This is a genomic window from Sodalis sp. dw_96 (assembly GCF_018449575.1).
In the GTDB taxonomy this organism is placed as follows: domain Bacteria; phylum Pseudomonadota; class Gammaproteobacteria; order Enterobacterales; family Enterobacteriaceae; genus Acerihabitans.
Genome location: NZ_JAAVUT010000017.1, coordinates 92288 through 116204, shown reverse-complemented (window position 1 = coordinate 116204; position 23917 = coordinate 92288). Strand labels below are relative to the sequence as shown.

Genomic DNA, 23917 nt, shown 5'->3' with positions numbered 1-23917 from the left:
CCCTATTTAGGGGCGTAGTTCAATTGGTAGAGCACCGGTCTCCAAAACCGGGTGTTGGGAGTTCGAGTCTCTCCGCCCCTGCCAGAAAACAGATAAAGCCCTTCGCTTACGCGAGGGGCTTTTTTTTTAGTGCGCCGGGCATGGCGCGTAGCGCCTTGACAGGCGCTATCTGGAAGCGGGCATGGTCAGCGGCAAGGCGGTAATAAAACGGCGGGAAGGGATGTCGGGGGGGCAGCCCGCTATCGCCGTTGCTCTCCAACCTGCTGCTGACCGACCTTGACCGTGAGCTGGAGCGCCGGGGCCACCGGTTCTGCCGTTATGCGTACGACTGTAATATATACGTGAGCAGTCGCAAAGCGGGAGAGCAGGCGATGAACTCAATAAGCCGGTCTCTGGAAAAGCACCTCCAACTGTCGGTGAATCGGGCAAAGAGCGCGGTGGCCAGGCCCTGGGAGCGCAAGTTCCTGGGATATAGCCTGACAGGGCACAAGCAGGCAAAACTGAAGATAGGGGCGAGCAGCGTGTCCAGGCTGAAGGAGAAAAGCCGCAGCCTGACAACGGGAAACTGTTCAAAAGCGCTGAAAGCGCTTATCGACGGGCTTGCTCCGGTGCTGCGAGGATGGATAAGTTACTTCCGGCTGACCGAAATCAAAGGGATACTGGAAGAGTTGGATGGCTGGATACGCCGTAAACTGCGTTGCCTTATGTGGCGGCATTGGAAAAAGCTGCACAAGCGGGCAAGAATGCTGATGAAAGGCGGCTTGAGCGAAGAAAGAGCGTGGATATCGGCGACGAACCAACGCGGTCCCTGGTGGAACTCAGGGGCAAGACACCTGAATCAAGCGCTGCCTAAGAAAATCTTTGATCGTGCCGGTCTGTTATCGCTACTGGAGTTGCACAGGCAGTTCCAGAGTTGTAAATGAATCGCCGTATACGGAACCGTACGTACGGTGGTGTGAGAGGACGGCGGTTGTGAGACCGCCTCCTACTCGATACGTTAAATGTAATGCATCCCCTATCGGATAATGCAATTTTGCTATCAGGGAGTGGCTTAATTGTACCTATACGATAATAAATGGTTAGTCTTTTATTAAAAAATAATCGATAGAAGCTGCCGCCCATTTACGGGCGGCACTGAATATAAGGTGGTTTACCAGCCTGAATTTTTATAAGGTCCACAATTCGGGTGCGGAGGATAACAGTTTTGTGGGGGCGGGCAATACCTCGGGCGTGGCGGATAATATGGCTGCGTATAAAAAAGCTGTGGAGTAATAAAAAAGATATTAAGAGGATTACTGGCTTGTCCATTAATGCCGAAGGCCGTAATAAGGTAAAAATTAACAGAGCCTGGGGCCAAATTTTCCAAACCAAACCAGGGTGTGTTTCCATCAGATGTTCCAGCCACATAGCCGGGGCTGATGGCTTGCCATATCTCGTAGTATGCAACAGGCGTGCCCCCGATACCAGGTGTCCAACTAATCAGTGCTGATGTAGGAGTAATATTGGAAGCCAACCCATTGGTGGGCGGTGCTGGCCTGTCATCAAACGGTTGATTGTAACATGAAATAGTAGAATTTGTCATAGCGGTATCCACATTAGGTTAAGTTAACACAATAATGAATGTATGATGATATTAATGAATTTTCTAAAATTCACCCGCAACGGACGCCAATGATCAGCGCTCAGCGAAAATATAAAAACAGCAAATAGTCAACTACTAATCTTTAAACATAAGGTGTAATTTTTAAATATAATGATTCCATGGAGATGAATTCAGTAGTTCACTTTCATAAAATAGGAGTTAAATATAATGCCGTCAATTGCCTAATTTAAAGAGAAAATTTCCTTTTCCGATTAAGGAAGAAAGTACCTTCAAAAGCATTGGAATTATATGATTTTATAATCAATGCTGCTTCTGAATAGATGGCTTAATAGCAAAAAAAATCATTGATAAAAATAACAATTTAGACGAGGAGCTTAATGAGTTGCAAAAATCTGTGGGTCCCAGACTCTTCACTCGATTTTCATTTAAGGGCGGGTTTGGCCTCCACCAGCCATCACCAAGGCTTATAACATTAAGCCGTCGACAAGACTTTCAAGATCTATAACGAAATGCTTCCCCGGAAGCTGCCGCCGCAGTAGGGTGACCCGTTGCCGATCAGGCCTGATGCCGAACCTTGTAGTAAAAGTAGGATTCGGGATAATAAAAGCAATTCAGTCCATATTTTCAAATCGATTTTACTAAGCTAATTCAAACTATCGAGAAAAGCATGTTTTGAAAATCCCTATGCTTGTGCAATAAATGTGAAAAACCACTGAGTTTTCGGGAAAAAAAATATAGCAGATTGATGCATGTCTCTACGCGTGTTACAGGTTAATGAGCGAAATGTTAAGATGATATTTACTTAATTTTGAAGCATTTAATTTTCCTTAAGCAGAGGCGCCGGACCAATTTAATCCATAAGGTACAGATTTAAATGAATAAGTTGTGATAAATCTCTGTTCCTATTTGTCAAAAGTGTGATGTGCTCCGATATAAAAAACCCTTTTCTTGTTTAGTTTTATTATTGCTAGCATTCGAATGATACCCGAAAATTTTATGATTATAAGAGGACGATGACTATGTGGAAGCGTTTACTTTTAGGATCTGCCATTTCTGTCGCGATGTCTGCAATGGCACTCGCCGCGCCGCTGACGGTGGGGTTTTCTCAGGTCGGCTCCGAATCGGGCTGGCGTGCGGCGGAAACCACGGTAGCAAAAAGTGAAGCACAGAAGCGTGGTATAACGTTAAAAATTGCCGATGGACAGCAAAAACAGGAAAACCAAATTAAAGCGGTCCGTTCATTCATTGCCCAGGGCGTAGACGCCATATTTATCGCGCCGGTGGTACAAACCGGCTGGGAACCCGTTTTACAGGAAGCTAAAAGCGCTAAAATTCCGGTGTTCCTGCTTGACCGCGCCATTGTGGTAAAAGATAACTCATTATATCTGTCCGTTGTAACCGCCGATAACGTCCTTGAAGGCCGGCTGATTGGTGACTGGCTGGTGAAGACCATGAACGGCAAGCCTTGTAACGTAGTGGAACTTCAAGGCACGGTAGGTGCCAGCGTGGCGATCGATCGCAAGAAAGGTTTTGCGGAAGCCATAGCAAAAGCGCCGGCAATAAAAATAATTCGCTCGCAATCCGGTGACTTTACTCGCACCAATGGCAAAGTCGTCATGGAAAGTTTTATTAAAGCGGAAAATAATGGTAAAAATATTTGCATGGTTTTCGCCCATAACGATGATATGGCAATAGGCGCAATTCAGGCAATCAAGGAAGCAGGGTTGAGACCGGGTAAAGATATCCTTACCGGTTCAATCGACGGCGTTCCGGATATCTATAAGGCGATGTTGGCGGGAGAAGCCAATGCCAATGTTGAATTGACGCCTAATATGGCTGGCCCGGCCTTCGATGCTCTTAATAAATATTTAAAGGATGGAACGAAACCACCTAAAATTATCAAAACAGAAAGCAGATTATATTTACCTGCCGATGCCCAGGCACAGTTAGCCAAGAAAAGCGGTATGGGATACTAATAAATAGACGGTGTTTTATAGCCAAAATAATAAAAATCCGCCACTGGGACAGAAGGCAGATTGAATATTCGAAGTATACCTAAAATACGTCGAGTTGCAGGAAAGCCAACGTACCTGCAACTTGAAGTATGACGGGTATAAAGCATCCCGCGTCATGGGCCCTGCGCTAAGGTCTAAGATGCGGTAGCAACACAATGATCTGTGTTGTTGCAAATGCCGCTGGCCAAAGTGTGGCCAGCGGCGGCGGTTTATTCTTCTGCATCCTGCCTGGCGGGTCGCGACACGGTTTGTCAAAATCCGGGTCCTTAGATGTAATGATAAGGCGGTTCTTCCGGCTACGTTTTCAGGAGCATATTCCGTGAGCATCAGCGAAAAGCATGACGACGTGTTACTCAGCATCACAGGCCTGAGCAAAAGTTTTCCCGGCGTCAAGGCGCTTAATGACGTTTCGTTAAGCCTGCGACGGGGTGAGATTATGGCGCTGTTGGGGGAAAATGGCGCGGGGAAATCGACATTAATCAAAGCATTAACCGGCGTCTATCAACGTGATAGCGGTTCCATCAATCTAGACGGTCAGGACATTCATCCCAAAAATACCGCTCATGCGCAATTATTGGGTATCGGCACCGTCTATCAAGAGATCAATCTGCTGCCTAATTTGTCGGTTGCCGATAATTTGTTTATCGGCCGCGAGCCTCGGCGGTTCGGTTTTATCGATCGCAAGGAAATCAACCTGCGGGCGCGGGACATTCTGGCCGGCTATGGCTTCGCTCTGGATGTGACCGAGCCGTTAGGCCATTTTTCCGTCGCCATGCAGCAAATTGTGGCGATTTGCCGCGCGGTGGACCTTTCCGCCAAGGTGTTGATACTGGATGAACCCACCGCCAGTCTGGATGCCAACGAGGTGGAGATGCTATTCACCATCATGCGCCAGCTGCGCGATCGGGGAATCAGCCTTATCTTCGTGACGCATTTTCTCGATCAGGTTTACAAGATTTCAGACCGGATTACGGTATTGCGCAACGGCGAATTTGTCGGTACCCGTGAAACTGGCGAGCTTCCGCATATCGAACTGGTGAAAATGATGCTGGGACGCGAATTGGATGAGCATGCCTTGCAGCGGGCCGGTCGCACGTTGCTCAACGACAAACCGGTGGTGGCGTTTGAAGGTTATGGTAAAAAGAACACCATCATGCCCTTCGATTTAGCGGTGCGGCCTGGTGAAATCGTCGGTCTTGCCGGTTTGCTGGGCTCGGGACGGACGGAAACCGCAGAGGTGATTTTCGGCATCCGTGCGGCGGATTCAGGCACCGCCCTTATCAAAGGTAAGAAAAAGGTCATACGCTCCCCCAACCAGGCCTCGCGGCTGGGTCTGGGTTTTTGCCCCGAGGACCGGAAAACCGACGGTATCATCGCCGCCGCATCGGTGCGGGAAAACATCATCCTTGCCCTCCAGGTTCAGCGCGGTTGGCTGCGCCCGATTTCACGTAAAGAGCAAAACAATATCGCCGAGCGTTTTATCCGGCAATTGGGTATCCGGACACCCAGTCCCGAACAACCCGTGGAGTTCCTCTCAGGCGGGAATCAACAAAAAGTGCTGTTGTCCCGCTGGTTGTTGACCAAACCACAGTTCCTGATCCTCGATGAACCCACCAGGGGCATTGACGTCGGCGCCCATGCCGAAATCATCCGCTTGATTGAAACCCTGTGCGCCGATGGCCTTGCTCTGCTGGTTATCTCCTCGGAACTGGAGGAATTGGTGGGGTACGCCGATAGGGTGATTATTCTGCGTGACAGGAAACACATTACCACCATACCCCTGGAAGATTTGTCCGTTACCGCCATCATGAATGCCATTGCCGCCTAAGGAGCGAGAAGTTATGTCCGGTTCAACGCCTTCCTTGACTAAAACGGTTACCGCCAAACGGTGGCCGAGCGGCATGCCGCAGCTGGCTGCGCTGATCGTTGTCTTAATCGCCGACGGTATTGTCGCCAACAACTTTTTCTCGATACATATGCAAGACGGCCGGCTGTTCGGCAGCCTGATTGATATTTTGAACCGCTGCGCGCCGGTGGCCTTGCTGTCCATTGGCATGACGCTGGTTATCGCCACCGGCGGCATCGATTTGTCGGTGGGGGCGGTAATGGCTATAGCCGGCGCGGTGGCCGCCACGCTGACGGTAGATGGCTACAGCCTGCCTATGGTTATTTTATGCACCCTGGGCGTCGGCGTGCTATCCGGATTGTGGAACGGTACGCTGGTGGCGCTGTTGAAAATACAGCCTTTTGTCGCCACCCTGATTCTGATGGTGGCGGGGCGCGGCGTCGCCCAACTGATTACCGCGGGGCAAATCGTCACCTTCGACAATCCTTCCCTGGGCTGGATTGGCAGCGGTTCCCTCCTGTATTTCCCCGTACCGGTTTTTATTACTCTGTTCACCCTGGTGCTGGTATGGCTGCTCACGCGTAAAACAGCGCTGGGGCTGTTTATCGAGGCGGTGGGAATCAATATCCGCGCCGCCAAGAATGCCGGCGTTAAAACCCGGGTCATCGTGATGTCGACTTACATTTTGAGCGGAATATGCGCCTCCGTCGCCGGGCTTATCGTCGCTGCCGATATTCGTGGCGCCGACGCCAACAATGCCGGTTTGTGGTTGGAGCTGGATGCCATTTTGGCGGTGGTTATCGGCGGCGGCTCGCTGATGGGCGGTCGTTTCAATCTATTCCTGTCGCTGTTGGGCGCGTTGATTATTCAAGGAATGAATACCGGAATCCTGCTTTCCGGCTTTCAACCGGAGCTTAACCAGGTGGTGAAGGCTATCGTCGTGCTCTGTGTGTTGGTGATGCAGTCATCCAGTTTCATCGCTTTTCTCAGGAGGCGCCGCCGCCATGTTTAAACGTAATCTTCCCCTGGTGATCACCATCTCGGTCTTTATTCTCGGCTATCTGTTCTGCTTGACCCAGTTCCGTGGCTTCGCATCCAGCAGGGTCATCTGTAATATCCTGACGGATAATGCCTTTCTCGGCATTATTGCGGTGGGCATGACATTTGTGATTCTCTCCGGAGGTATCGACCTGTCGGTGGGATCGGTTATCGCGTTTACCGGCGTTTTTCTGGCGCGGGTCATCGGCGATTATCACTTGTCGCCGCTGCTGGCTTTTCCCCTGGTGCTGGTGATGGGTTGCGGATTCGGTGCGTTTATGGGCTGGCTGGTGGATACCCTGAAGATTCCGGCCTTTATCATCACCCTGGCCGGTATGTTCTTCCTGCGCGGCGCCAGTTACCTGGTTTCGGAAGAGTCCCTGCCGATCAATCATCCCATCTATGACACTCTCTCCAACCTGGCCTGGCAGATCCCGGGGGGTGGGCGCCTGAGCGCCATGGGGGTACTGATGCTGCTGGTGATCGTGTTCGGTATGATTCTTGCCCGCTATACCCGGTTCGGTAGCCAGGTCTACGCCATCGGCGGCAACGCCACCGCCGCCAATCTGATGGGGGTCTCCACGCGCAGCACCACCATTCGTATTTATATGCTGTCAACCGGGCTGGCCACGCTTGCGGGTATCGTCTTTTCGATTTACACCTCCGCCGGTTATGCGCTGGCGGGCATGGGCGTGGAGCTGGATGCCATCGCCTCGGTGGTTATCGGCGGCACTCTGCTTAGCGGAGGTATCGGCACGGTGTTCGGTACTTTGTTCGGGGTGCTTATACAGGGGTTGATCCAGACCTATATCAACTTTGACGGCACCTTGAGCTCCTGGTGGACCAAAATCGTCATCGGTATATTGCTGTTCACTTTTATCGCCCTTCAGCGCCTGCTGAATTCGCTGTGGGAGAACAAGCAGAATGCCAAGGTCACCAGTATTCCCCGCACCATCGGGAATCGAAGCGTTAAAACGTGATAGACCAGGATTGTGATCGGGGTCTCGTTAACCCCCCTGAAACAGCTTTTAACGCACTTTTAACCTGAAGGGGTAGTCAGGGTCGACTAATCGTTTTTATGCGGATATGGACGCGTTAAGACGCGTTAAATAACAGGAGTTTTCAAAAGCTGGCGAATGAGCACGCGCTGATCGCTATTTTGTAACCAAACCGCATAGAGGGGGCGGAGCAGCGGCGGCATATCGGCGATAACAACCAGTTCGGGAAAACTTTCCGCCCAGTGACTGGGTAAAAAAACGCATGCCTGGGTGATGGGCAGTAAATTACGAGCCAAATGCGCCGAGGTGGTATTCATGATCGGATTCGGGTTGTGCACCAGCAGCCGGCTTTCATAGGTGTGAAAATCCGCGCCCCATTCCAACCGGATATAGGGTCGTTCTTCCTCCACCGGCTCGCTGGAGGCGGCAAACAGCGATAACGAAAAATTCCCCAGCAGTTGGCAGGTCAGCTCTTCCATTTTGGGCGCTTCGGTGGTTATCAAGAGATCCAACTGCCGTTCATGTAGTTGATTTATCAGCGCGTGGCGTAAGGCGATGCGGGCCTCTACCTGTAGGGTGGGGCGTTGCTGATAGAGTAATTGCAGCCATTGTCCCAGCCAGGCCTCCCAAAGCGACGCCGTGGCGCCGATAGACAACAGGTTATGCTGGAGGGAGCGCGTCACTTCCTGTTTGGCCAATTGCCAGGTGGACATCAGGTTCTCCGCGTAGGGCAGCAGGCTCTCTCCGGCGGGCGTTAACCGGATATTATTGCGGTGCCGGGTGAATAAACTGACGCCCAATTGTATTTCCAATTGGCGGATACGAAAGCTCACCGCGGACTGCGTCAGGTAAAGCGCTTCGGCCGCGCGACCAAAGTGTCTGGTCCTGCTAACTTCCAAAAAGGTTTTCAGTAATTCCGTGTCCACGCCCATCTCCAAAAAATTTTTATCGTGACGATTTAAATGTTTTGTTTTACAGAAAGTCAAGCCTATCTAATACTCCGCGCCATAAACAGTACGGCTTATGAAAGGATGGGGAGCGCTTAAGATGGCGGACAGCTTTTCTACTACCAATCGTTATTTCGATAACAAAAACTACCCTCGCGGGTTTTCACGACATGGCCATTTCACCATACGGGAAGCTCAATTACTGGAGCGTTGCGGCCATGCCTACAACGATCTGGACAGTGGTAAACGTGAGCCAGTGACCGACGAAGAGAAACAATTTGTTTCGGTATGTCACGGTGAACAAGAACCCTCAACGGAACATGAAAAAGTGTGGTTCAAGTACATAGAACATATTCGTCGCCCCAAACGTTTCCACACATTGTCCGGCGGAAAACCGCAGATGGATGTCGTGGAAGATTATACCGATAGCGAAGATTAATCCTTTCATGGGGCTTTCGTCCCATGTTATTCCATTTGCAGCCAAAGTTGTCGCAGTAAGCGGTCGATACTACGATAGCTGACGGCTTCCGCCAAATGGCAGCGTTGTATCTCTGGGGCGCCGGCCATGTCAGCCAGCGTGCGGGCGACCTTCAGCGTTCGGTGCCAGGCGCGAGCGGAAAGTCCCAGTTTTTCCATCACGCTTTCCAAAAAAACCGCGTCTTCTTCCCCCAGTCGGCAATACACGCCCACCTCCCGATTATTCATGTGCGCATTGATTTTCTGACAGCGTCGCAGTTGGATATCCCTGGCTATCCGCACCCGTTCCCGTACCGTCGCGCTCTCTTCACCCCCCGGCCCTGGCGAGCGCAACATGCCGGGAGGCAATAACGGCACTTCAATGGACATATCGAAACGGTCGAGGAACGGGCCGGATAAACGATTCAGGTAGCGCAAGGTCTGCTGAGGGCCGCTTCGGCTGTGGATGCCCTGATAATCACCGGAGGGGCTGGGATTCATCGCCCCAATCAGTTGGAAGCGCGCCGGGAAGCGTACCTTGGCCTGCGCGCGGGAGATATTGATCTCGCCGGCTTCCAGCGGCTCGCGCAACGCATCCAACACCCGACGCTGAAATTCCGGTAATTCATCCAGGAACAGCACTCCGTTATGGGCCAGGGAGACTTCACCGGGTCGCGGCAGGGTGCCACCCCCCACCAATGCCGCCAGGGTGGCGCTGTGATGTGGGGAGCGGAAGGGACGTCGGCGCCAGTGCCTGCGGGCGTTATCGACGCTGACCAGACTGGCGATGGCGGCGGCTTCGATGGCCTCGTTATCGTCGAGGGGCGGCAATAAGCCGGGCAGCCTGCTGGCCAGCATGGTTTTGCCGGTGCCCGGCGGCCCCATCAGCAGCAGGTTATGGCCGCCGGCGGCGGCAATTTCCAACGAACGCTTAGCTTGCTGCTGGCCGATAATGTCCCGCAGATCCGCCCCTTCATACTCTTCCGGCGGGTCGGCATGATAGGCCACCGCGGTCAGTTCCCCCACGCCCTGGATAAAACGGCAGACCTCCGGCAGCCTTTCGGCAATTCTTGCCCGGCTATCGGGCACCAGGCCGGCCTCGGCGCCGTTGTGGCTCGATAGGATAAGCTGCCGTTGAGCGCGAGACGCTTCCAACGCGGCGGGGATGGCGCCTTGTACCGGCCGGATTTCACCGGACAACGCCAGTTCGCCGAGAAACTCAAACCCGTCCAGCGCCTCGCGGGGGATCTGTTTTGACGCCGCCAGAATGGCCATGGCAATGGGCAAATCGTAACGTCCGCCCTCCTTGGGCAGATCCGCCGGCGCCAGACTGACGGTAATGCGCCGGGCGGGGAAATCGAAGCCATTATTTAATAATGCGCTGCGCACCCTATCCCGCGCGCCCTTGACGGTGGCGTCGGGCAACCCCACCAGAGTAAATCCGGGCAGGCCTTTGCTGATATGGGCCTCCACCGTGATGAGCGGGGCCTGGATTCCGATTGAAGCTCGGGTATAAACAAATGCCAGTGACATAACTGCCTCCATGCTGTTTTTCTTCATTCTGCCTGACTGCGCTGTGCAACATTGCGGCAAAAAAACCGTCTTGCGACGCCGATGGGGAAATCATTTTCCTGCGTAGAGTCTATGGCATGTGATATGCGGGATGTTTCACAGGGTCTTGGCAAAGGGATGGCGGAGTGGGTATTCCCGGCAATCGAAGGATGAAAATGAAAAAAATTCATGCATAAACAAATTATTGAATATGTTTATATTTATTTGCTTTCGGTCCCGCTCTTCGCGGCGGCGGTCATAAAAAAGAGTTGTCACCGGCGTCACTACTGTGATAACTCTGTAGACATTCATTCGACGTGAAATAAAATGAAAACCTATTTATGAAAGTCCTAGCCCAAGTGATTAGCCTAGTCGTGATTAGCGTGGTGGTGATTATTATCCCACCGTGCGGGGCTGCACTTGGACGACGAATAGCTTAGCAAACAAGCTTAACTCTCAAGAAAACCCCCGCACCGAAAGGACGGGGTTTTTTTTTGCACTTTATTTTTTGGCAGCTTAAACGAAAAAAGTATAAGGAACAGATTATGATTAACGGCAGAAAATCCTGTTCCTGCCACCAGCGGGCGGGGAAGTGACTATGAACGGGGCTCAGTGGGTGGTACAGGCGTTGCGCGCACAAGGTGTGGACATGGTGTTCGGTTATCCCGGCGGCGCCATCATGCCGGTATACGATGCGCTCTATGACGGCGGGGTGGAACACTTGCTTTGCCGGCATGAACAGGGTGCTGCCATGGCGGCGATTGGCTACGCGCGGGCAACCGGCAAAGTCGGCGTCTGTATCGCCACCTCCGGTCCCGGCGCCACCAACCTTATTACCGGTCTGGCGGATGCCCTGCTGGACTCTGTTCCGCTGGTGGCCATCACCGGCCAGGTCGGTTCGGCTCTGATTGGCACTGATGCCTTCCAGGAGATCGACGTGCTGGGGCTCTCTTTAGCCTGTACCAAGCATAGCTTCTTAGTGGAGTCTTTGGATGAACTGCCGTCCATCATGACCGAAGCTTTCGCCATCGCCGCCGGCGGCCGGCCCGGCCCGGTCCTTATCGATATTCCTAAAGATATACAGTTGGCCGTAGGCGATCTCAATCCGCATTTGATAAGCCTCGACGATCAGGCGGGCGTGGTGCAGGGCGACGTGGCGGCGGCTCGGGAGTTATTAAGCCAGGCGAAAAAACCGATGCTGTATATCGGCGGCGGCGTCGGTATGGCCCGCGCGGTCCCGGCGTTACGTGAATTTATCGCCCAAACCGGCATGCCGAACGTCGCGACGCTGAAAGGTCTCGGGGCACCCGATCCCGACGATGTCTGTTATCTGGGCATGCTGGGCATGCACGGCAATCAGGCGGCCAATCTGGCGGTGCAATCCTGCGATCTGCTGATGGCGGTGGGTGCGCGCTTCGACGATCGGGTTACCGGTAGGCTTAATGCCTTCGCGCCCCATGCCAAAGTGATTCATCTGGATATCGACCCGGCGGAGCTGGGCAAACTCCGGCAGCCGCACGTGGCGTTACAGGGCGATTTAAACCGTATGCTGCCGGCCCTGGCGCAGCCCCTGTCCATTAACGACTGGCGTATCGAGACCCAGGCGCTTAAAGCGGAATACCGGTGGCGCTACGATCACCCCGGCCAAGCGATTTACGCGCCGGCCCTGTTGCATAAGCTGTCCCTGCGGGCGCCGGAAAATACCGTGGTCACCACCGATGTCGGCCAGCATCAAATGTGGACGGCGCAGCACATGCGTTTTAACCGGCCGGAAAACTTCATCACCTCCAGTGGCCTGGGCAGCATGGGCTTTGGTATTCCGGCGGCGGTGGGCGCACAGGTGGCCCGTCCGCAGGATACGGTGGTCTGCGTGTCCGGAGACGGTTCCTTTATGATGAATGTTCAAGAATTAACCACCATCAAGCGAAAACGGCTGCCGGTAAAAATTGTTTTAATGGATAACCAGCGATTAGGCATGGTTCGACAGTGGCAACAATTGTTTTTCGATGCACGTTACAGCGAAACCATCCTCTCCGATAATCCCGATTTCCTCGTACTGGCCAGCGCTTTTGATATCTCCGGCCAACGCATTACCCGCAAAGACCAGATTGATGCCGCCCTTGAGACCATGTTCACCCACCAGGGTCCGTACCTGCTGCATGTTTCCATCGACGAAAACGATAACGTCTGGCCCCTGGTGCCCCCTGGCGCCGGCAATGAAACCATGTTGGAGAAATTATCATGATGCAGCATCAGCTTTCCATCGACGCCCGCTCCCGTCCTGAATTATTGGAACGGGTGCTGAGGGTGGTTCGCCATCGCGGATTCCGCGTTTGCGCGATGAATATGGCGCCGCAAAGCAATTCCGAGAATATAAATATTCAGTTGACCGTTGCAAGCCAACGCTCGGTCGATTTACTGTCTTCACAATTAAGTAAACTTATGGATGTCGCCTGTGTCGAGATCCTGCAATTGGCATCACAACAAATACGCGCCTAAGGCACGAGTAAGGAAAAGAAAATGACGACGAAGAAAGCTGATTTTATCTGGTTCAATGGCGAAATGGTTCCGTGGGCGGATGCCAAGGTCCATGTGATGTCCCATGCGCTGCATTATGGATCATCAGTCTTCGAAGGTGTGCGTTGCTATGATTCCCATAAAGGGCCGGTGGTTTTCCGTCATCGTGAACATATGCAGCGCCTGCGCGATTCCGCCAAGATTTATCGCATGCCGGTAAGCCAGAGCGTGGACGAATTGATGGCGGCAACCCGCGCGGTGCTGATTAAGAACAAACTGACGAGCGCCTATATCCGTCCGCTGATATTCGTGGGCGACGTAGGCATGGGCGTCAACCCGCCGCCAGATTACACCACGGATGTTATAATCGCCGCCTTCCCCTGGGGAGCGTACCTGGGCGAGGACGCATTGGATCAGGGTATCGACGCCATGGTCTCTTCCTGGAATCGCGTGGCGGCCAATACCATACCGACGGCGGCCAAAGCCGGCGGTAACTATCTTTCATCAATGCTGGTGGGCAGCGAGGCTCGTCGCCATGGCTACCAGGAAGGGATTGCGCTGGACGTGCACGGTTATGTTTCCGAAGGTGCCGGCGAAAACCTGTTTGAAGTGAAAGAGGGTATCCTGTTTACGCCGCCCTTTACCTCCTCAGCCTTGCCCGGCATCACCCGCGACGCCATTATCAAACTGGCTAAGCAGCTCGGCATCGAGGTTCGCGAACAGGTGCTGTCCCGTGAATCCCTCTACCTGGCCGATGAAGTCTTTATGTCCGGCACCGCCGCCGAAATTACCCCGGTGCGCAGCGTCGACGGTATTCAGGTGGGCATCGGCCGCTGCGGTCCGTTGACCAAACAATTGCAACAGGCGTTCTTCGGCTTGTTTACCGGCAAAACCGAAGACAGATGGGGCTGGCTGGATCCGGTCAATAGCTAAAAACAGACGATGAGTGTGGGCGGCGTATACCCAATAGCTTTCACGTTGCAGCAAGGCGGCAAGCTTGTGAACCCCAGGAGCTTAGATAACTAAGTGACTGGGATGAGCGGGCGCAGCCAACACAGCTGCAACGTGAAAGATGAAGGGTATCGGCCGCCTGACAAAAAAGATTAACTGGAGTATTGAGCATGCCTAAGTTACGTTCCGCGACCACAACCCATGGCCGCAATATGGCCGGCGCCCGTGCCTTATGGCGCGCCACCGGAATGACCGATGATGATTTCGGCAAGCCGATTATCGCGGTGGTGAACTCCTTTACCCAATTTGTGCCGGGTCATGTACACCTGCGCGATTTGGGTAAATTGGTCGCCGAGCAAATCGAGGCTTCCGGCGGCGTGGCGAAAGAATTCAATACCATTGCCGTGGATGACGGCATCGCCATGGGCCACGGCGGCATGCTGTACTCCCTGCCTTCCCGCGAGCTTATCGCCGATTCGGTGGAATACATGGTCAACGCCCACTGCGCCGATGCCATGGTGTGTATCTCCAACTGCGATAAAATCACCCCGGGGATGCTGATGGCGGCGCTGCGTCTCAATATACCCGCGATTTTTGTCTCCGGCGGACCGATGGAAGCCGGCAAAACCAAGTTATCCGACAAAATCATCAAGCTGGATCTGATTGACGCCATGATGCAGGGGGCCAACCCGAACGTGTCCGATGAAGACAGCAACCAGATTGAGCGTTCCGCCTGCCCCACCTGCGGTTCCTGTTCCGGTATGTTTACCGCCAACTCCATGAACTGCCTGACGGAAGCCCTTGGGCTCTCCCAGCCGGGCAACGGTTCTCTGCTGGCCACCCATGCCGATCGCAAGCAGCTGTTCCTCAATGCCGGCACGCGGATTGTCGGCCTGGCCAAACGCTATTATGACCAGGACGATGAAAGCGTATTGCCGCGCAGCATCGCTTGCAAGGCCGCATTTGAAAATGCCATGACGCTGGATATCGCCATGGGCGGTTCCACCAATACCGTGTTGCATTTGCTGGCGGCGGCACAGGAAGGGGAAGTGGACTTCACCATGGCGGATATCGATCGCCTGTCCCGCAAAGTACCGCATCTGTGCAAAGTGGCGCCGAGCACACAGAAATACCATATGGAAGACGTTCACCGCGCCGGCGGCGTGCTGGGTATTCTGGGAGAGCTGGACCGGGCCGGACTGCTCAACCGCGAGGTGGGCAATGTGCTTGGCCTGACATTACCGGAAACCCTGCGGCAATACGACGTGATGGTCACCGACGATCCGGCGGTGAAAAGCATGTTCTCCGCCGGTCCGGCCGGGATTCGCACTACCCAGGCGTTCTCGCAGGACTGTCGCTGGCCGTCCCTGGATACCGATCGCAAGGACGGCTGTATCCGTTCCCGTGAATCCGCCTACAGCCAGGACGGCGGGCTGGCGGTGCTTTACGGCAATATTGCCGAAGACGGTTGCATCGTGAAAACCGCCGGTGTGGACAAGAACAGCTTGATATTCCGCGGGCCTGCGAAGGTCTATGAGAGTCAGGAAGAGGCTTCGGAGGCCATTCTCGGCGGTAAAGTGGTGGCGGGGGATGTGGTGGTCATTCGTTACGAAGGGCCTAAAGGCGGCCCGGGTATGCAGGAAATGCTGTATCCCACCACCTTCCTGAAATCCATGGGCCTGGGCAAGCAGTGCGCGCTGATTACCGACGGCCGTTTTTCCGGCGGCACCTCCGGCCTCTCCATCGGCCATGTTTCCCCTGAAGCCGCCAGCGGCGGGCTGATTGGCCTGGTAAATGACGGCGATATCATCGCCATCAATATCCATGAGCGCAGTATCGCCCTGGACGTGGCGGACAGCGAACTGGCCGCACGGCGCGAAACCGAGCTGGCGCGCGGCGACGCCGCCTGGAGCCCTCATGCCCGCGAGCGTCAGGTTTCGTTTGCCCTGCGTGCCTATGCCTTGCTCGCCACCAGCGCCGATAAAGGCGCGGTGCGCGATAAAAGCAAGCTGGGGGGCTAAGGCCATGTCAGATTCACAACCGCTTCCCGCCGCGCCGTGCGCCGCGGAATATCTTCGCGCCACGCTGCGTTCGCCGGTGTATGAAGTGGCCCAGGTCACGCCATTGCAACATATGGATAAGCTGTCGGCGCGCCTCGACAATACCGTGTTGGTAAAACGCGAAGACCGGCAATCGGTGCACAGCTTCAAGCTGCGCGGCGCTTACGCCATGATATCCGGCCTGTCCGAAGAGCAGAAAGCCCACGGGGTGGTGACCGCCTCGGCGGGCAACCATGCCCAGGGTGTGGCGCTGTCGGCCACCAAATTGGGCATTAAATCCCTGATCGTCATGCCGGTGGCGACGGCGGATATCAAAGTAGACGCGGTGCGCAGCTTCGGCGGCGAGGCCTTGCTTTACGGCGCCAATTTCGACGAAGCCAAAGCCAAGGCCATCGAACTCTCCCGGGAATTCAATTATACCTTTGTGCCGCCATTCGACCATCCGGCGGTGATCGCCGGGCAGGGCACGCTGGCCATGGAGCTGTTACAACAGGATGCCCATCTGGATCGTATTTTCGTGCCGGTGGGAGGCGGCGGTTTGGCCGCCGGCGTCGCGGTGCTGATCAAGCACCTGATGCCGCAAATCCAGGTCATCGGCGTTGAGGCGGAGGAGTCCGCCTGCCTCAAGGCGGCGCTGGATGCCGGCGAACCGGTGGATTTGCCTCGGGTAGGCGGGTTTGCCGAAGGGGTGGCCGTACGGCGTATCGGTGACGAAACCTTTCGTTTGTGCCGTGCATACCTGGACGATGTGGTGACAGTGGACAGTGACGCTATTTGCGCCGCGGTAAAAGATATTTTCGAAGATGTCCGCGCCATCGCGGAACCGGCGGGGGCGCTGGCGCTGGCGGGTATGAAAAAGTATATCCAGCAGCATAATATCCGGGGTGAGCGACTGGCCCATATCCTGTCCGGCGCAAATGTGAATTTTCACGGGCTGCGGTATGTCTCGGAGCGTTGCGAACTGGGAGAACAGCGGGAAGCCCTGATGGCGGTCACCATTCCGGAGCAGAAGGGCAGCTTTCTGAAGTTTTGCCAGCTATTGGGCGGCCGGGCGGTGACCGAATTCAACTACCGTTATGCTGATGCGGACAATGCCTGTATTTTTGTCGGTATTCGCCTGACCCGCGGTCATGCGGAAAGGGATGAGATCTTGGCCGAACTCACCGCCGACGGTTATCAGGTGGTCGATCTGTCCGATGACGAAATGGCTAAACTGCACGTGCGTTATATGGTGGGGGGCCGTCCGTCCAAACCCCTGCGCGAACGCCTGTACAGTTTCGAGTTCCCCGAATCGCCGGGGGCGCTGTTGAAATTCCTGCAAACCCTGGGCACCCATTGGAATATTTCCCTGTTTCATTATCGCAGCCACGGTACCGATTACGGCCGGGTCATGGCGGGATTTGAACTGTCCGAACGGGAGCCGGAATTTGACAAACACTTGTCGGCGCTGGGTTACGAGTGTCACGACGAAACCCAAAACCCGGCGTTCCGGTTTTTTTTGCAAGGCCCGGGGGAGCGGGATTGAGCTTCGTTTGACCTTAACTATTCGGGCCGGCGCGGCAGGCCCGAATAGTCAGCGGGATTGACCAAAAATAGATATTAAGAGGTTGACGTCTGCACCAAACTTCTTCAAGTCAAAAGGTGATCCACAAGATATATATTTAGGTTGAGAGCCACTGGCAAAAAATTCAACTATCCACCGTTGCATTTCTGTCGGAAGCCGGGTCAGTCTACTATTATTTCTTACGTCCAATAATTGCAAAGTAGGTGGCAATTCACCATGAAAATGGATCAAATTGTTATTGTGAGCAACAAATTTAATGAGAAATAAAGGCAGAATAGGTATTTCTTCCAATAGGTTGTTATTAACGAAAAGTATTTCCAGTGCAGGGGGTAAATCACCAGACAGTACAAGGAGACGGTTATGACTAACATTGAGTGATGTTAATTCTAATAGAAACCCCATATTCGGAAGGATTGTAAGCTGGTTTTCACTGGCATCAAGTGTGATAAGGGTAGGCGCCAAAACCGGCGTTATTTCGCTGAGTTGATTATTGTGTATATCTAATGCTCTGAGTCCTTTGGGCAGTACAGACGGGAGGCTGGTCAAGCCAAGGCCGCTAAGGTTTAGCTCCTTGCTATTATTACGCTCGCATTCAATCATGAGTTGTACTGCGATGGATCTTTTTTCTCCCATTCCCGGTATCGCTTCGTTTTGCCATATTTCCCATATGGAGTAGCGTAAATCCACGGGGTCGGAATAGGATATGGTTACTGTTTTAGTCGATAGGCTTGAGCAGAAATTTGTCATTAAGTGTCTCCGTTATAAACGTCGAAGATAATACGTTTACATTTATAACGTGACTTCAACCATCTATATGAATGACCGGTCCAGGCATTGCCAGAACGCATCGATAAGCGGTTCCTGCAATCTTTTGATTTGTACGCAGACACCTAGCTCCAGCGGCGCCACCGGCGTGCCATGTTCAATGACCTGCACACGGTTACGCACCGGCTCGGGGCTATTGTCCACCACCACCGATGGAATCAATGCGATACCGCAACCCAGCGCCACCATGGAAACAATGGCTTCATGTCCGGCCACGGTGGCGTAAATCTGCGGGTTTGAGATATGGTTGCTGCGAAACCAGTGATCGATGCGACGGCGCGCCGGACCGTGTTCCGGTAGAATAAACGGCGTTTGGGACCAATCGGGGGTTTGTGCCAGCACCTGGGTTCGCACCGGGCAGGGCAGCGCCGGGGCGATAAGGATCATCGGGATCTGGCCGATGGGGGCGAAGTCAATGCTGGCGGGCAGGATTTCCGGATGACCGGCGATGCCCAAATCCACATCGTTGGACTGAACTTTTTCCACCGCATCGGCGGGGTCACCGGTGGTGAGTTTAATCTCCACCAGTGGATGCTCGGCGCGGAAACGATCAAGGATCGGTGGCAGATGGCTATAAGCCGCGGTTACCGAACAAAACAGGCGTAATTCCCCGCTCAGCGAAGGACCATGCTGGCCCAGGCGGTGTGATAACTGTTGATATTGCAGCAGCGTCTGCTGGGCGAAGATTTTTAATTGCTCGCCGGCATCGGTAAGCTGCACAGTACGATTATCACGTAAAAACAGGGTGCGGCCTACGTCCTCCTCCAACCGTTGAATCTGCCGAGACAGCGTGGAAGGGCTGACATGGGTCGCTTTGGCGGTGCGGCCAAAATGGCGACTTTCCGCCAGATGAAGAAATAATTTCAGATCCCTGAGATCCATATCAGCGTCGCTCCGTTGTTATTGCACAATCTGCAACATGAGATTGTTAATATATCAATTTCAGCAACGTGATGCATGCTTTATAGTAAGCACCATATCGATCCCGCACAACGCCCCAGCCGGGCCCACGATCCTTTAAACCGGCTGGAACACACCAATTGAATTTGGCGGGCCGTTGCCGGGAATTCATACCCTATAGATGTCATAGAGACGGAGTAGCAAGATGGCCAATTATTTCAACAGCTTAAACCTGCGCCAGCAATTGGAGCAGTTGGGTAAATGTCGCTTTATGGGCCGCGATGAATTTGCGGATGAAGCGGGTTATCTGAAAGGCAAGAAAGTGGTGATCGTCGGCTGCGGCGCGCAGGGCCTTAACCAAGGCCTGAATATGCGTGATTCCGGTCTGGATATCTCCTATGCCCTGCGCCAGGCCGCCATTGACGAGAAACGTCCCTCATGGCGTAAAGCCACGGAAAACGGTTTTAAGGTCGGAAACTACGAAGAGCTGATTCCCCAGGCGGATCTGGTCGTGAACCTGACGCCGGACAAACAGCACTCCTATGTGGTGAAAGCGGTGCAGCCGCTGATGAAAAAAGGCGCGGCGCTGGGGTATTCCCATGGCTTCAATATCGTCGAAGTGGGCGAACAGATCCGTAAAGATATTACCGTCATCATGGTGGCGCCAAAATGTCCGGGCACCGAGGTGCGTGAAGAATACAAACGCGGCTTCGGCGTGCCGACCCTGATCGCGGTCCACCCGGAAAATGACCCCCAGGGTGAAGGCATGGCATTGGCCAAAGCCTGGGCCGCCGCCACCGGCGGACATCGCGCAGGGGTGCTGGAGTCCTCGTTTGTCGCCGAAGTGAAATCGGATCTGATGGGTGAACAGACCATTCTGTGCGGCATGTTGCAGGTGGGTTCACTGCTCTGTTACGACAAGCTGGTGGCCGAAGGCGCCGATCCGGCCTATGCCGGCAAGCTGGTGCAATTCGGCTGGGAAACCACCACCGAAGCGCTGAAGCAGGGCGGTATCACTTTAATGCTGGATCGCCTGTCCAACAGCGCCAAACTTCGCGCGTTCGCATTGTCCGAACAGCTGAAAGCCTTGATGAAGCCGCTGTTTGAAAAACATATGGACGACATCATCAGCGGCGCGTTCTCCAGCGGCATGATGGCCGACTGGGCCAATGACGACATCAAATTGCTGACCTGGCGCGAAGAAACCGGCGCCACGGCGTTTGAAAACGCCCCGGTATATGAAGGTAAAATCAGCGAACAGGAATATTTCGATAACGGCGTGCTGATGATCGCCATGGCGAAAGCCGGCGTCGAACTGGCTTTCGAAACCATGACCCGTTCTGGCATCATCGCCGAATCGGCCTATTACGAATCCCTGCACGAGCTGCCGCTGATTGCCAATACCGTTGCCCGCAAGCGCCTGTATGAGATGAACGTGGTGATTTCCGATACTGCTGAATACGGTAACTACCTGTTCGCCAACGCCGCCATTCCGCTGCTGAAAGAGAAATTCATGTCCAGCCTGCAGCCGGGGGATCTGGGCAAGCCGGCCGCCGCCGCTGAAGTCGATAACGCGCAGCTGCGTGATGTGAACGAGGCTATCCGTCAGCATCCCATTGAGGTTATCGGAGCCACCCTGCGCGGCTATATGAAAGACATGAAGCGCATTGCGGTAGCAAACTAAGTTTAGTTCCGCGCCATTGCCGGCGCGGACGGTTTGGTTTTCATTCAAACAATTAGACTGTCAAAAAAACTTCAATAAGGCGTAACGTCCTATTGTCATCGTCTTGCACAAATACATGTTCGCCGGCATGTATTGCACAGCGAGAAAGCCTATACGAGCTGACAGCCGACGAACCTCAATGCCCAAAAGTTCAGGAATGTCCGGTTCATTTTATTTCCGTGATAAAACTATCGCGGCTGCGCCGGACTTTTTTCAAGTTCACCAGCCAGTCACCTTCGGTCGCCCGGTAACCCAGCGGCAGAATAACCACGCTACGCAGGTTCTTCGATTTCAAATCCAGGATTTCATCCACCGCCTCCGGGTCGAATCCTTCCATCGGCGTCGCGTCGACCTCTTCGAACGCCGCGGCAATCAAGGCAGCGCCCAGGCCGATATATGCTTGCCGAGCGGCGGCCTGATAGTTAGCTTCCGTTCCCCGAGCGGCAACGATACCCAATAACTGCTGGCGATAATTTTCCCAACCCTCGTTTTTTAAACCTCTGACGTCGTTGGTCAGGTCGAACATCATATTAACGCGATCTGGAGTGATGTCGTCCCATGCGGCAAATATCAGCAGGTGCGAACAGTCGGTAATTTGCGCCTGGTCCCACGCCACGGTCCGAATTTTTGCGCGAACATCCGCATTGCTCACGACAAACAGCTCAAAGGGTTGAAGCCCGCTTGAGGTAGGCGCCAGTCGCACAGCTTCGATGATTCGTTCGAGCTTTTCCGCGGGGACAGTTTTCGTCGCATCGTACTTCTTGGTTGCATAGCGCCATGCCAATCTTTCATTTAAGGTCGTCATTAGGTTTCTCGTCAGGTGTGAATGTGAAATCAGGCAGCGTCTGCGGCCGTTGAGTAATGCTTTGTTTGCTCTGCGCAGGGCGATAAAGCCCATCGACCCACTGCATAGATGGCCTAGCAGGTGACCACTAACTGGTGATCCCTTTAAACACAAGGCGATTGGGTTCAAGCGTTTCCTTGGGTGACTTCGGCATGATCAGGGATACGCCATGGTACCTGGCTGTATTGAGATGCCGAATTGCAGGCGATTATAAATTCTATAACATGAGCATCCTTAACGTGTTACCGATAATGGCAATTCGAATATTCAGAACTTAGGAACTTAGGAAGGAGAATTTTTTAATGTATAACTTATGATGCAGTACCTGCTATAAAGAATAACATATAATACAATTTTTGACGCCGTAACTAAAAAACTGTTTCCAGGACGGTTCAAGATTACAGATATCGCGCTGGCCCTTTGAACAGTACGTTAATCCACTGAGATTGGCTAAAAGGGCTGCATTCAAAAGCGTCTGGGACGTTCGGTCGTATCACTGCAAAGGTAAATAGCGCAATAATTTCTCAGTGTCATCATGCTCAAATGACCGCTCCATTTGTTTAATCTCTTCGCCACTGAGACCATTGCGTTTCGCTACGCTGCGCCAGTCTGATAGTGCGCAAGCAATCTTGGCCAACGCTGTATTGATTTCAGCCTTTCCCGCACCGAAGAATTCCGCCAGCTCCAAACAGGTATCAAGGGAAGGCCTGGAACGGTCGCTATCAAATGACAGGTTATGATTCCGGCGGGCATAATGTTCCGTCGTCGGGTTGATATCGTAAGCGGGGGCGAGCCGCCAACCCCGCGGCTCGCGTAAAAAGCCATGATTACGCAAGTGATCGTCGATATTGCCGGTCATCGCGTTAAAAATCATGCGGCTGAACAGTTCCAGCTTGTCTGCTGCGGGCTGTGGTGAATAATGGGTGAGGGCATCGGCAATATCAATATAACTGGCGCCTTCTTTACTGTTTTCGTTACGCTCCAGTAACGTCATGGCAGAAATAAAGGGGATACGCTTACCGTCCGCTCGATCAAACCGCTCTACCAGGAGCACAGGTCTGTCGCCGCCGCCATTCAGAACCCGGTAATGGGCCGTTCGAATACCGGCATTTTTTGCGAGACCCAGCATGGTGGCTTCCCAAAGTGATACCCGTTCTGTGTCGGTATTACTCTGAAACTTCGCCAGCCACAGCTTATTTTCGTCTTCCACCGAGGCTTTGGGGTGTGCACCCCCAAGAGATGACCCGGGTTGCGCGATCATTGCCAGATCGGCTGGACTTTCCTGACCGGCTTCAAAGCGGTGAACGGCAGCTTCCAGTTCCCGTAAATTCATCAGTTTCGGCACATCATGGTTATCCGCTAGAAAAACGTCTGGCAGATTGATATCGCTGAGGCGCAACGCCCCCATTCTCATATGATCGCTGACGCCAAGGAGAAAATCGCTTTCGGAAAGATGGCGGTTTTGCACCCTGGTCTGGACCAACCGACCCCATCTGTCCGGGGAAATATCCTGGAATGCCCCCCACAGTTTATTATCGATATACGGGATCCGGGGAATGAGCTCCAATGCCGGATCAATGGCAAATCCGTCCCTAGCCCAGTCCGCTGTATAAGCGAACTGAAAACGTTCCGTTCCTCTGGATGCGTACACGTCCAGTTGGCCCACCATGCGCTCGTTGCCCTGCCAGTGAATGACGACGTTAATAGACTTCATCCTTGTCTCCCGGTACGAATGCGAACGGGTAACTGTTCATCCATCAAATCCAGCCCAAGGGGATCACGCGTCCTGTCGATGATTTTTTCCAGTTCATCCAGTTTACCCAGCACATACAATGCTATGGCATAACTTCCCATGGACACTTTCGGATCGCCGGCCTCCAGCCTGCTGAGCGTGGCGCGGGTGATACCGATACGCTCCGCCATCAGCGAGGTGCTTATGCGCCGGCGTTTACGCGCATCCTGTATATCGCGGCCCAGTTTCTTCAGGGCCTGCTCGACGCGGAATACTCTCATTTTGTATACTCTATGACGCATTAAGTATTATAAAGAACAATATAGCATACTATTTTGCGACGTCAC

21 protein-coding genes and 1 tRNA gene are annotated in these 23917 nt (G+C 53.6%); 14 read left to right on the top strand and 8 right to left on the bottom strand.

Translation table 11 applies throughout. The features are described 5' to 3' along the window. Window positions 1–8: 8 nt before the first annotated feature. Window positions 9–84: transfer RNA gene (locus tag HB631_RS20580), tRNA-Trp, on the top strand. Window positions 85–248: 164 nt separating this feature from the next. Then, entirely contained in the window at window positions 249–923 is a 675-nt protein-coding gene (locus HB631_RS20575) for a group II intron maturase-specific domain-containing protein (protein WP_255557172.1), read from the top strand. Between the two features lie 227 nt (window positions 924–1150). Here HB631_RS20575 and HB631_RS20570 read toward each other — a convergent pair whose 3' ends face one another. Next, window positions 1151–1582 (bottom strand): fibronectin type III domain-containing protein, encoded by a 432-nt coding sequence (locus HB631_RS20570; RefSeq protein ID WP_213993046.1) that lies wholly within the window; start codon window positions 1580–1582, stop codon window positions 1151–1153. Window positions 1583–2622: 1040 nt separating this feature from the next. On the opposite strand from HB631_RS20570, the gene ytfQ reads away from it, so the two are divergent. The 4 genes from ytfQ to yjfF all read left to right on the top strand — a co-directional run bounded on the left by ytfQ (window position 2623) and on the right by yjfF (window position 7482). Next, window positions 2623–3579, top strand: a complete 957-nt coding sequence (gene ytfQ, locus HB631_RS20565; protein WP_213993045.1) for a galactofuranose ABC transporter, galactofuranose-binding protein YtfQ — start codon at window positions 2623–2625, stop codon at window positions 3577–3579. Window positions 3580–3943: 364 nt separating this feature from the next. Then, window positions 3944–5446 carry a galactofuranose ABC transporter, ATP-binding protein YtfR gene (ytfR, locus tag HB631_RS20560; RefSeq protein WP_213993052.1) on the top strand — a complete coding sequence of 501 codons (1503 nt, stop codon included), beginning with the start codon at window positions 3944–3946 and terminating at the stop codon, window positions 5444–5446. Window positions 5447–5459: 13 nt separating this feature from the next. Beyond that, window positions 5460–6476: a galactofuranose ABC transporter, ATP-binding protein YtfT gene (gene ytfT, locus HB631_RS20555; RefSeq protein WP_213993044.1), complete on the top strand. Its 1017-nt coding sequence runs from the start codon at window positions 5460–5462 to the stop codon at window positions 6474–6476. Further along, a complete protein-coding gene (yjfF, locus tag HB631_RS20550; RefSeq protein ID WP_213993043.1) occupies window positions 6469–7482 on the top strand; it encodes a galactofuranose ABC transporter, permease protein YjfF in 1014 nt (337 codons plus the stop codon). Before ytfT ends, yjfF begins: the two co-directional genes overlap by 8 nt. Before the next feature lie 125 nt (window positions 7483–7607). Here yjfF and hdfR read toward each other — a convergent pair whose 3' ends face one another. Next, the gene (gene hdfR / locus HB631_RS20545; protein ID WP_213993042.1) at window positions 7608–8426 is read right to left on the bottom strand and encodes an HTH-type transcriptional regulator HdfR; all 819 of its coding nucleotides are present in this window, start codon (window positions 8424–8426) and stop codon (window positions 7608–7610) included. 121 nt (window positions 8427–8547) lie between these two features. Here hdfR and HB631_RS20540 point away from each other — a divergent pair, with 121 nt between their 5' ends. Next, window positions 8548–8886 (top strand): DUF413 domain-containing protein, encoded by a 339-nt coding sequence (locus tag HB631_RS20540; protein ID WP_213993041.1) that lies wholly within the window; start codon window positions 8548–8550, stop codon window positions 8884–8886. Between the two features lie 26 nt (window positions 8887–8912). Here HB631_RS20540 and HB631_RS20535 read toward each other — a convergent pair whose 3' ends face one another. Next, complete coding sequence (locus HB631_RS20535) at window positions 8913–10436, bottom strand: YifB family Mg chelatase-like AAA ATPase (protein ID WP_213993040.1); 1524 nt, start codon at window positions 10434–10436, stop codon at window positions 8913–8915. 359 nt (window positions 10437–10795) lie between these two features. On the opposite strand from HB631_RS20535, the gene ilvL reads away from it, so the two are divergent. The 6 genes from ilvL to ilvA all read left to right on the top strand — a co-directional run bounded on the left by ilvL (window position 10796) and on the right by ilvA (window position 17507). Then, entirely contained in the window at window positions 10796–10894 is a 99-nt protein-coding gene (ilvL, locus tag HB631_RS20530) for an ilv operon leader peptide (protein WP_132923845.1), read from the top strand. A gap of 158 nt (window positions 10895–11052) precedes the next feature. Next, window positions 11053–12699 carry an acetolactate synthase 2 catalytic subunit gene (ilvG, locus tag HB631_RS20525; protein ID WP_213993039.1) on the top strand — a complete coding sequence of 549 codons (1647 nt, stop codon included), beginning with the start codon at window positions 11053–11055 and terminating at the stop codon, window positions 12697–12699. Continuing rightward, window positions 12696–12953 carry an acetolactate synthase 2 small subunit gene (ilvM, locus tag HB631_RS20520; RefSeq protein WP_213993038.1) on the top strand — a complete coding sequence of 86 codons (258 nt, stop codon included), beginning with the start codon at window positions 12696–12698 and terminating at the stop codon, window positions 12951–12953. Before ilvG ends, ilvM begins: the two co-directional genes overlap by 4 nt. A 21-nt stretch (window positions 12954–12974) precedes the next feature. Then, window positions 12975–13904 carry a branched-chain amino acid transaminase gene (locus HB631_RS20515; RefSeq protein WP_213993037.1) on the top strand — a complete coding sequence of 310 codons (930 nt, stop codon included), beginning with the start codon at window positions 12975–12977 and terminating at the stop codon, window positions 13902–13904. Window positions 13905–14092: 188 nt separating this feature from the next. Further along, window positions 14093–15943 (top strand): dihydroxy-acid dehydratase, encoded by a 1851-nt coding sequence (gene ilvD / locus HB631_RS20510; protein WP_213993036.1) that lies wholly within the window; start codon window positions 14093–14095, stop codon window positions 15941–15943. Window positions 15944–15947: 4 nt separating this feature from the next. After that, window positions 15948–17507, top strand: a complete 1560-nt coding sequence (ilvA, locus tag HB631_RS20505; RefSeq protein ID WP_213993035.1) for a threonine ammonia-lyase, biosynthetic — start codon at window positions 15948–15950, stop codon at window positions 17505–17507. A gap of 48 nt (window positions 17508–17555) precedes the next feature. Here the strand turns inward: ilvA and HB631_RS20500 are convergent, their stop codons facing one another. Further along, window positions 17556–18293 (bottom strand): leucine-rich repeat domain-containing protein, encoded by a 738-nt coding sequence (locus HB631_RS20500; protein ID WP_213993034.1) that lies wholly within the window; start codon window positions 18291–18293, stop codon window positions 17556–17558. A 63-nt stretch (window positions 18294–18356) separates the two neighbouring features. Next, window positions 18357–19253 (bottom strand): HTH-type transcriptional activator IlvY, encoded by an 897-nt coding sequence (gene ilvY / locus HB631_RS20495; RefSeq protein ID WP_213993033.1) that lies wholly within the window; start codon window positions 19251–19253, stop codon window positions 18357–18359. 223 nt (window positions 19254–19476) lie between these two features. Here ilvY and ilvC point away from each other — a divergent pair, with 223 nt between their 5' ends. Then, on the top strand, window positions 19477–20955 hold the full coding sequence (gene ilvC / locus HB631_RS20490; RefSeq protein WP_213993032.1) for a ketol-acid reductoisomerase: 1479 nt from the start codon (window positions 19477–19479) through the stop codon (window positions 20953–20955). Window positions 20956–21160: 205 nt separating this feature from the next. Here ilvC and HB631_RS20485 read toward each other — a convergent pair whose 3' ends face one another. The 3 genes from HB631_RS20485 to HB631_RS20475 all read right to left on the bottom strand — a co-directional run bounded on the left by HB631_RS20485 (window position 21161) and on the right by HB631_RS20475 (window position 23851). After that, window positions 21161–21799 (bottom strand): nitroreductase family protein, encoded by a 639-nt coding sequence (locus tag HB631_RS20485; protein ID WP_213993031.1) that lies wholly within the window; start codon window positions 21797–21799, stop codon window positions 21161–21163. A gap of 532 nt (window positions 21800–22331) precedes the next feature. Beyond that, entirely contained in the window at window positions 22332–23552 is a 1221-nt protein-coding gene (locus tag HB631_RS20480) for a type II toxin-antitoxin system HipA family toxin (RefSeq protein WP_213993030.1), read from the bottom strand. Then, window positions 23549–23851, bottom strand: coding sequence for a helix-turn-helix transcriptional regulator (locus HB631_RS20475; protein ID WP_213993029.1), 303 nt, complete (start codon window positions 23849–23851; stop codon window positions 23549–23551). The genes HB631_RS20480 and HB631_RS20475 overlap by 4 nt, the downstream gene beginning before the upstream one ends. Between the last annotated feature and the right edge of the window lie 66 nt (window positions 23852–23917).

Bases quoted from the DNA above. Each gene is read 5' to 3' on its own strand.
- HB631_RS20570 (WP_213993046.1), bottom strand. From the start codon at position 1,582: ATGACAAATTCTACTATTTCATGTTACAATCAACCGTTTGATGACAGG.
- ytfQ (WP_213993045.1), top strand. From the start codon at position 2,623: ATGTGGAAGCGTTTACTTTTAGGATCTGCCATTTCTGTCGCGATGTCT.
- ytfT (WP_213993044.1), top strand. From the start codon at position 5,460: ATGTCCGGTTCAACGCCTTCCTTGACTAAAACGGTTACCGCCAAACGG.
- yjfF (WP_213993043.1), top strand. From the start codon at position 6,469: ATGTTTAAACGTAATCTTCCCCTGGTGATCACCATCTCGGTCTTTATT.
- HB631_RS20540 (WP_213993041.1), top strand. From the start codon at position 8,548: ATGGCGGACAGCTTTTCTACTACCAATCGTTATTTCGATAACAAAAAC.
- HB631_RS20535 (WP_213993040.1), bottom strand. From the start codon at position 10,436: ATGTCACTGGCATTTGTTTATACCCGAGCTTCAATCGGAATCCAGGCC.
- ilvL (WP_132923845.1), top strand. From the start codon at position 10,796: ATGAAAGTCCTAGCCCAAGTGATTAGCCTAGTCGTGATTAGCGTGGTG.
- ilvG (WP_213993039.1), top strand. From the start codon at position 11,053: ATGAACGGGGCTCAGTGGGTGGTACAGGCGTTGCGCGCACAAGGTGTG.
- ilvM (WP_213993038.1), top strand. From the start codon at position 12,696: ATGATGCAGCATCAGCTTTCCATCGACGCCCGCTCCCGTCCTGAATTA.
- HB631_RS20515 (WP_213993037.1), top strand. From the start codon at position 12,975: ATGACGACGAAGAAAGCTGATTTTATCTGGTTCAATGGCGAAATGGTT.
- ilvD (WP_213993036.1), top strand. From the start codon at position 14,093: ATGCCTAAGTTACGTTCCGCGACCACAACCCATGGCCGCAATATGGCC.
- ilvA (WP_213993035.1), top strand. From the start codon at position 15,948: ATGTCAGATTCACAACCGCTTCCCGCCGCGCCGTGCGCCGCGGAATAT.
- HB631_RS20500 (WP_213993034.1), bottom strand. From the start codon at position 18,293: ATGACAAATTTCTGCTCAAGCCTATCGACTAAAACAGTAACCATATCC.
- ilvY (WP_213993033.1), bottom strand. From the start codon at position 19,253: ATGGATCTCAGGGATCTGAAATTATTTCTTCATCTGGCGGAAAGTCGC.
- ilvC (WP_213993032.1), top strand. From the start codon at position 19,477: ATGGCCAATTATTTCAACAGCTTAAACCTGCGCCAGCAATTGGAGCAG.
- HB631_RS20485 (WP_213993031.1), bottom strand. From the start codon at position 21,799: ATGACGACCTTAAATGAAAGATTGGCATGGCGCTATGCAACCAAGAAG.
- HB631_RS20480 (WP_213993030.1), bottom strand. From the start codon at position 23,552: ATGAAGTCTATTAACGTCGTCATTCACTGGCAGGGCAACGAGCGCATG.
- HB631_RS20475 (WP_213993029.1), bottom strand. From the start codon at position 23,851: ATGAGAGTATTCCGCGTCGAGCAGGCCCTGAAGAAACTGGGCCGCGAT.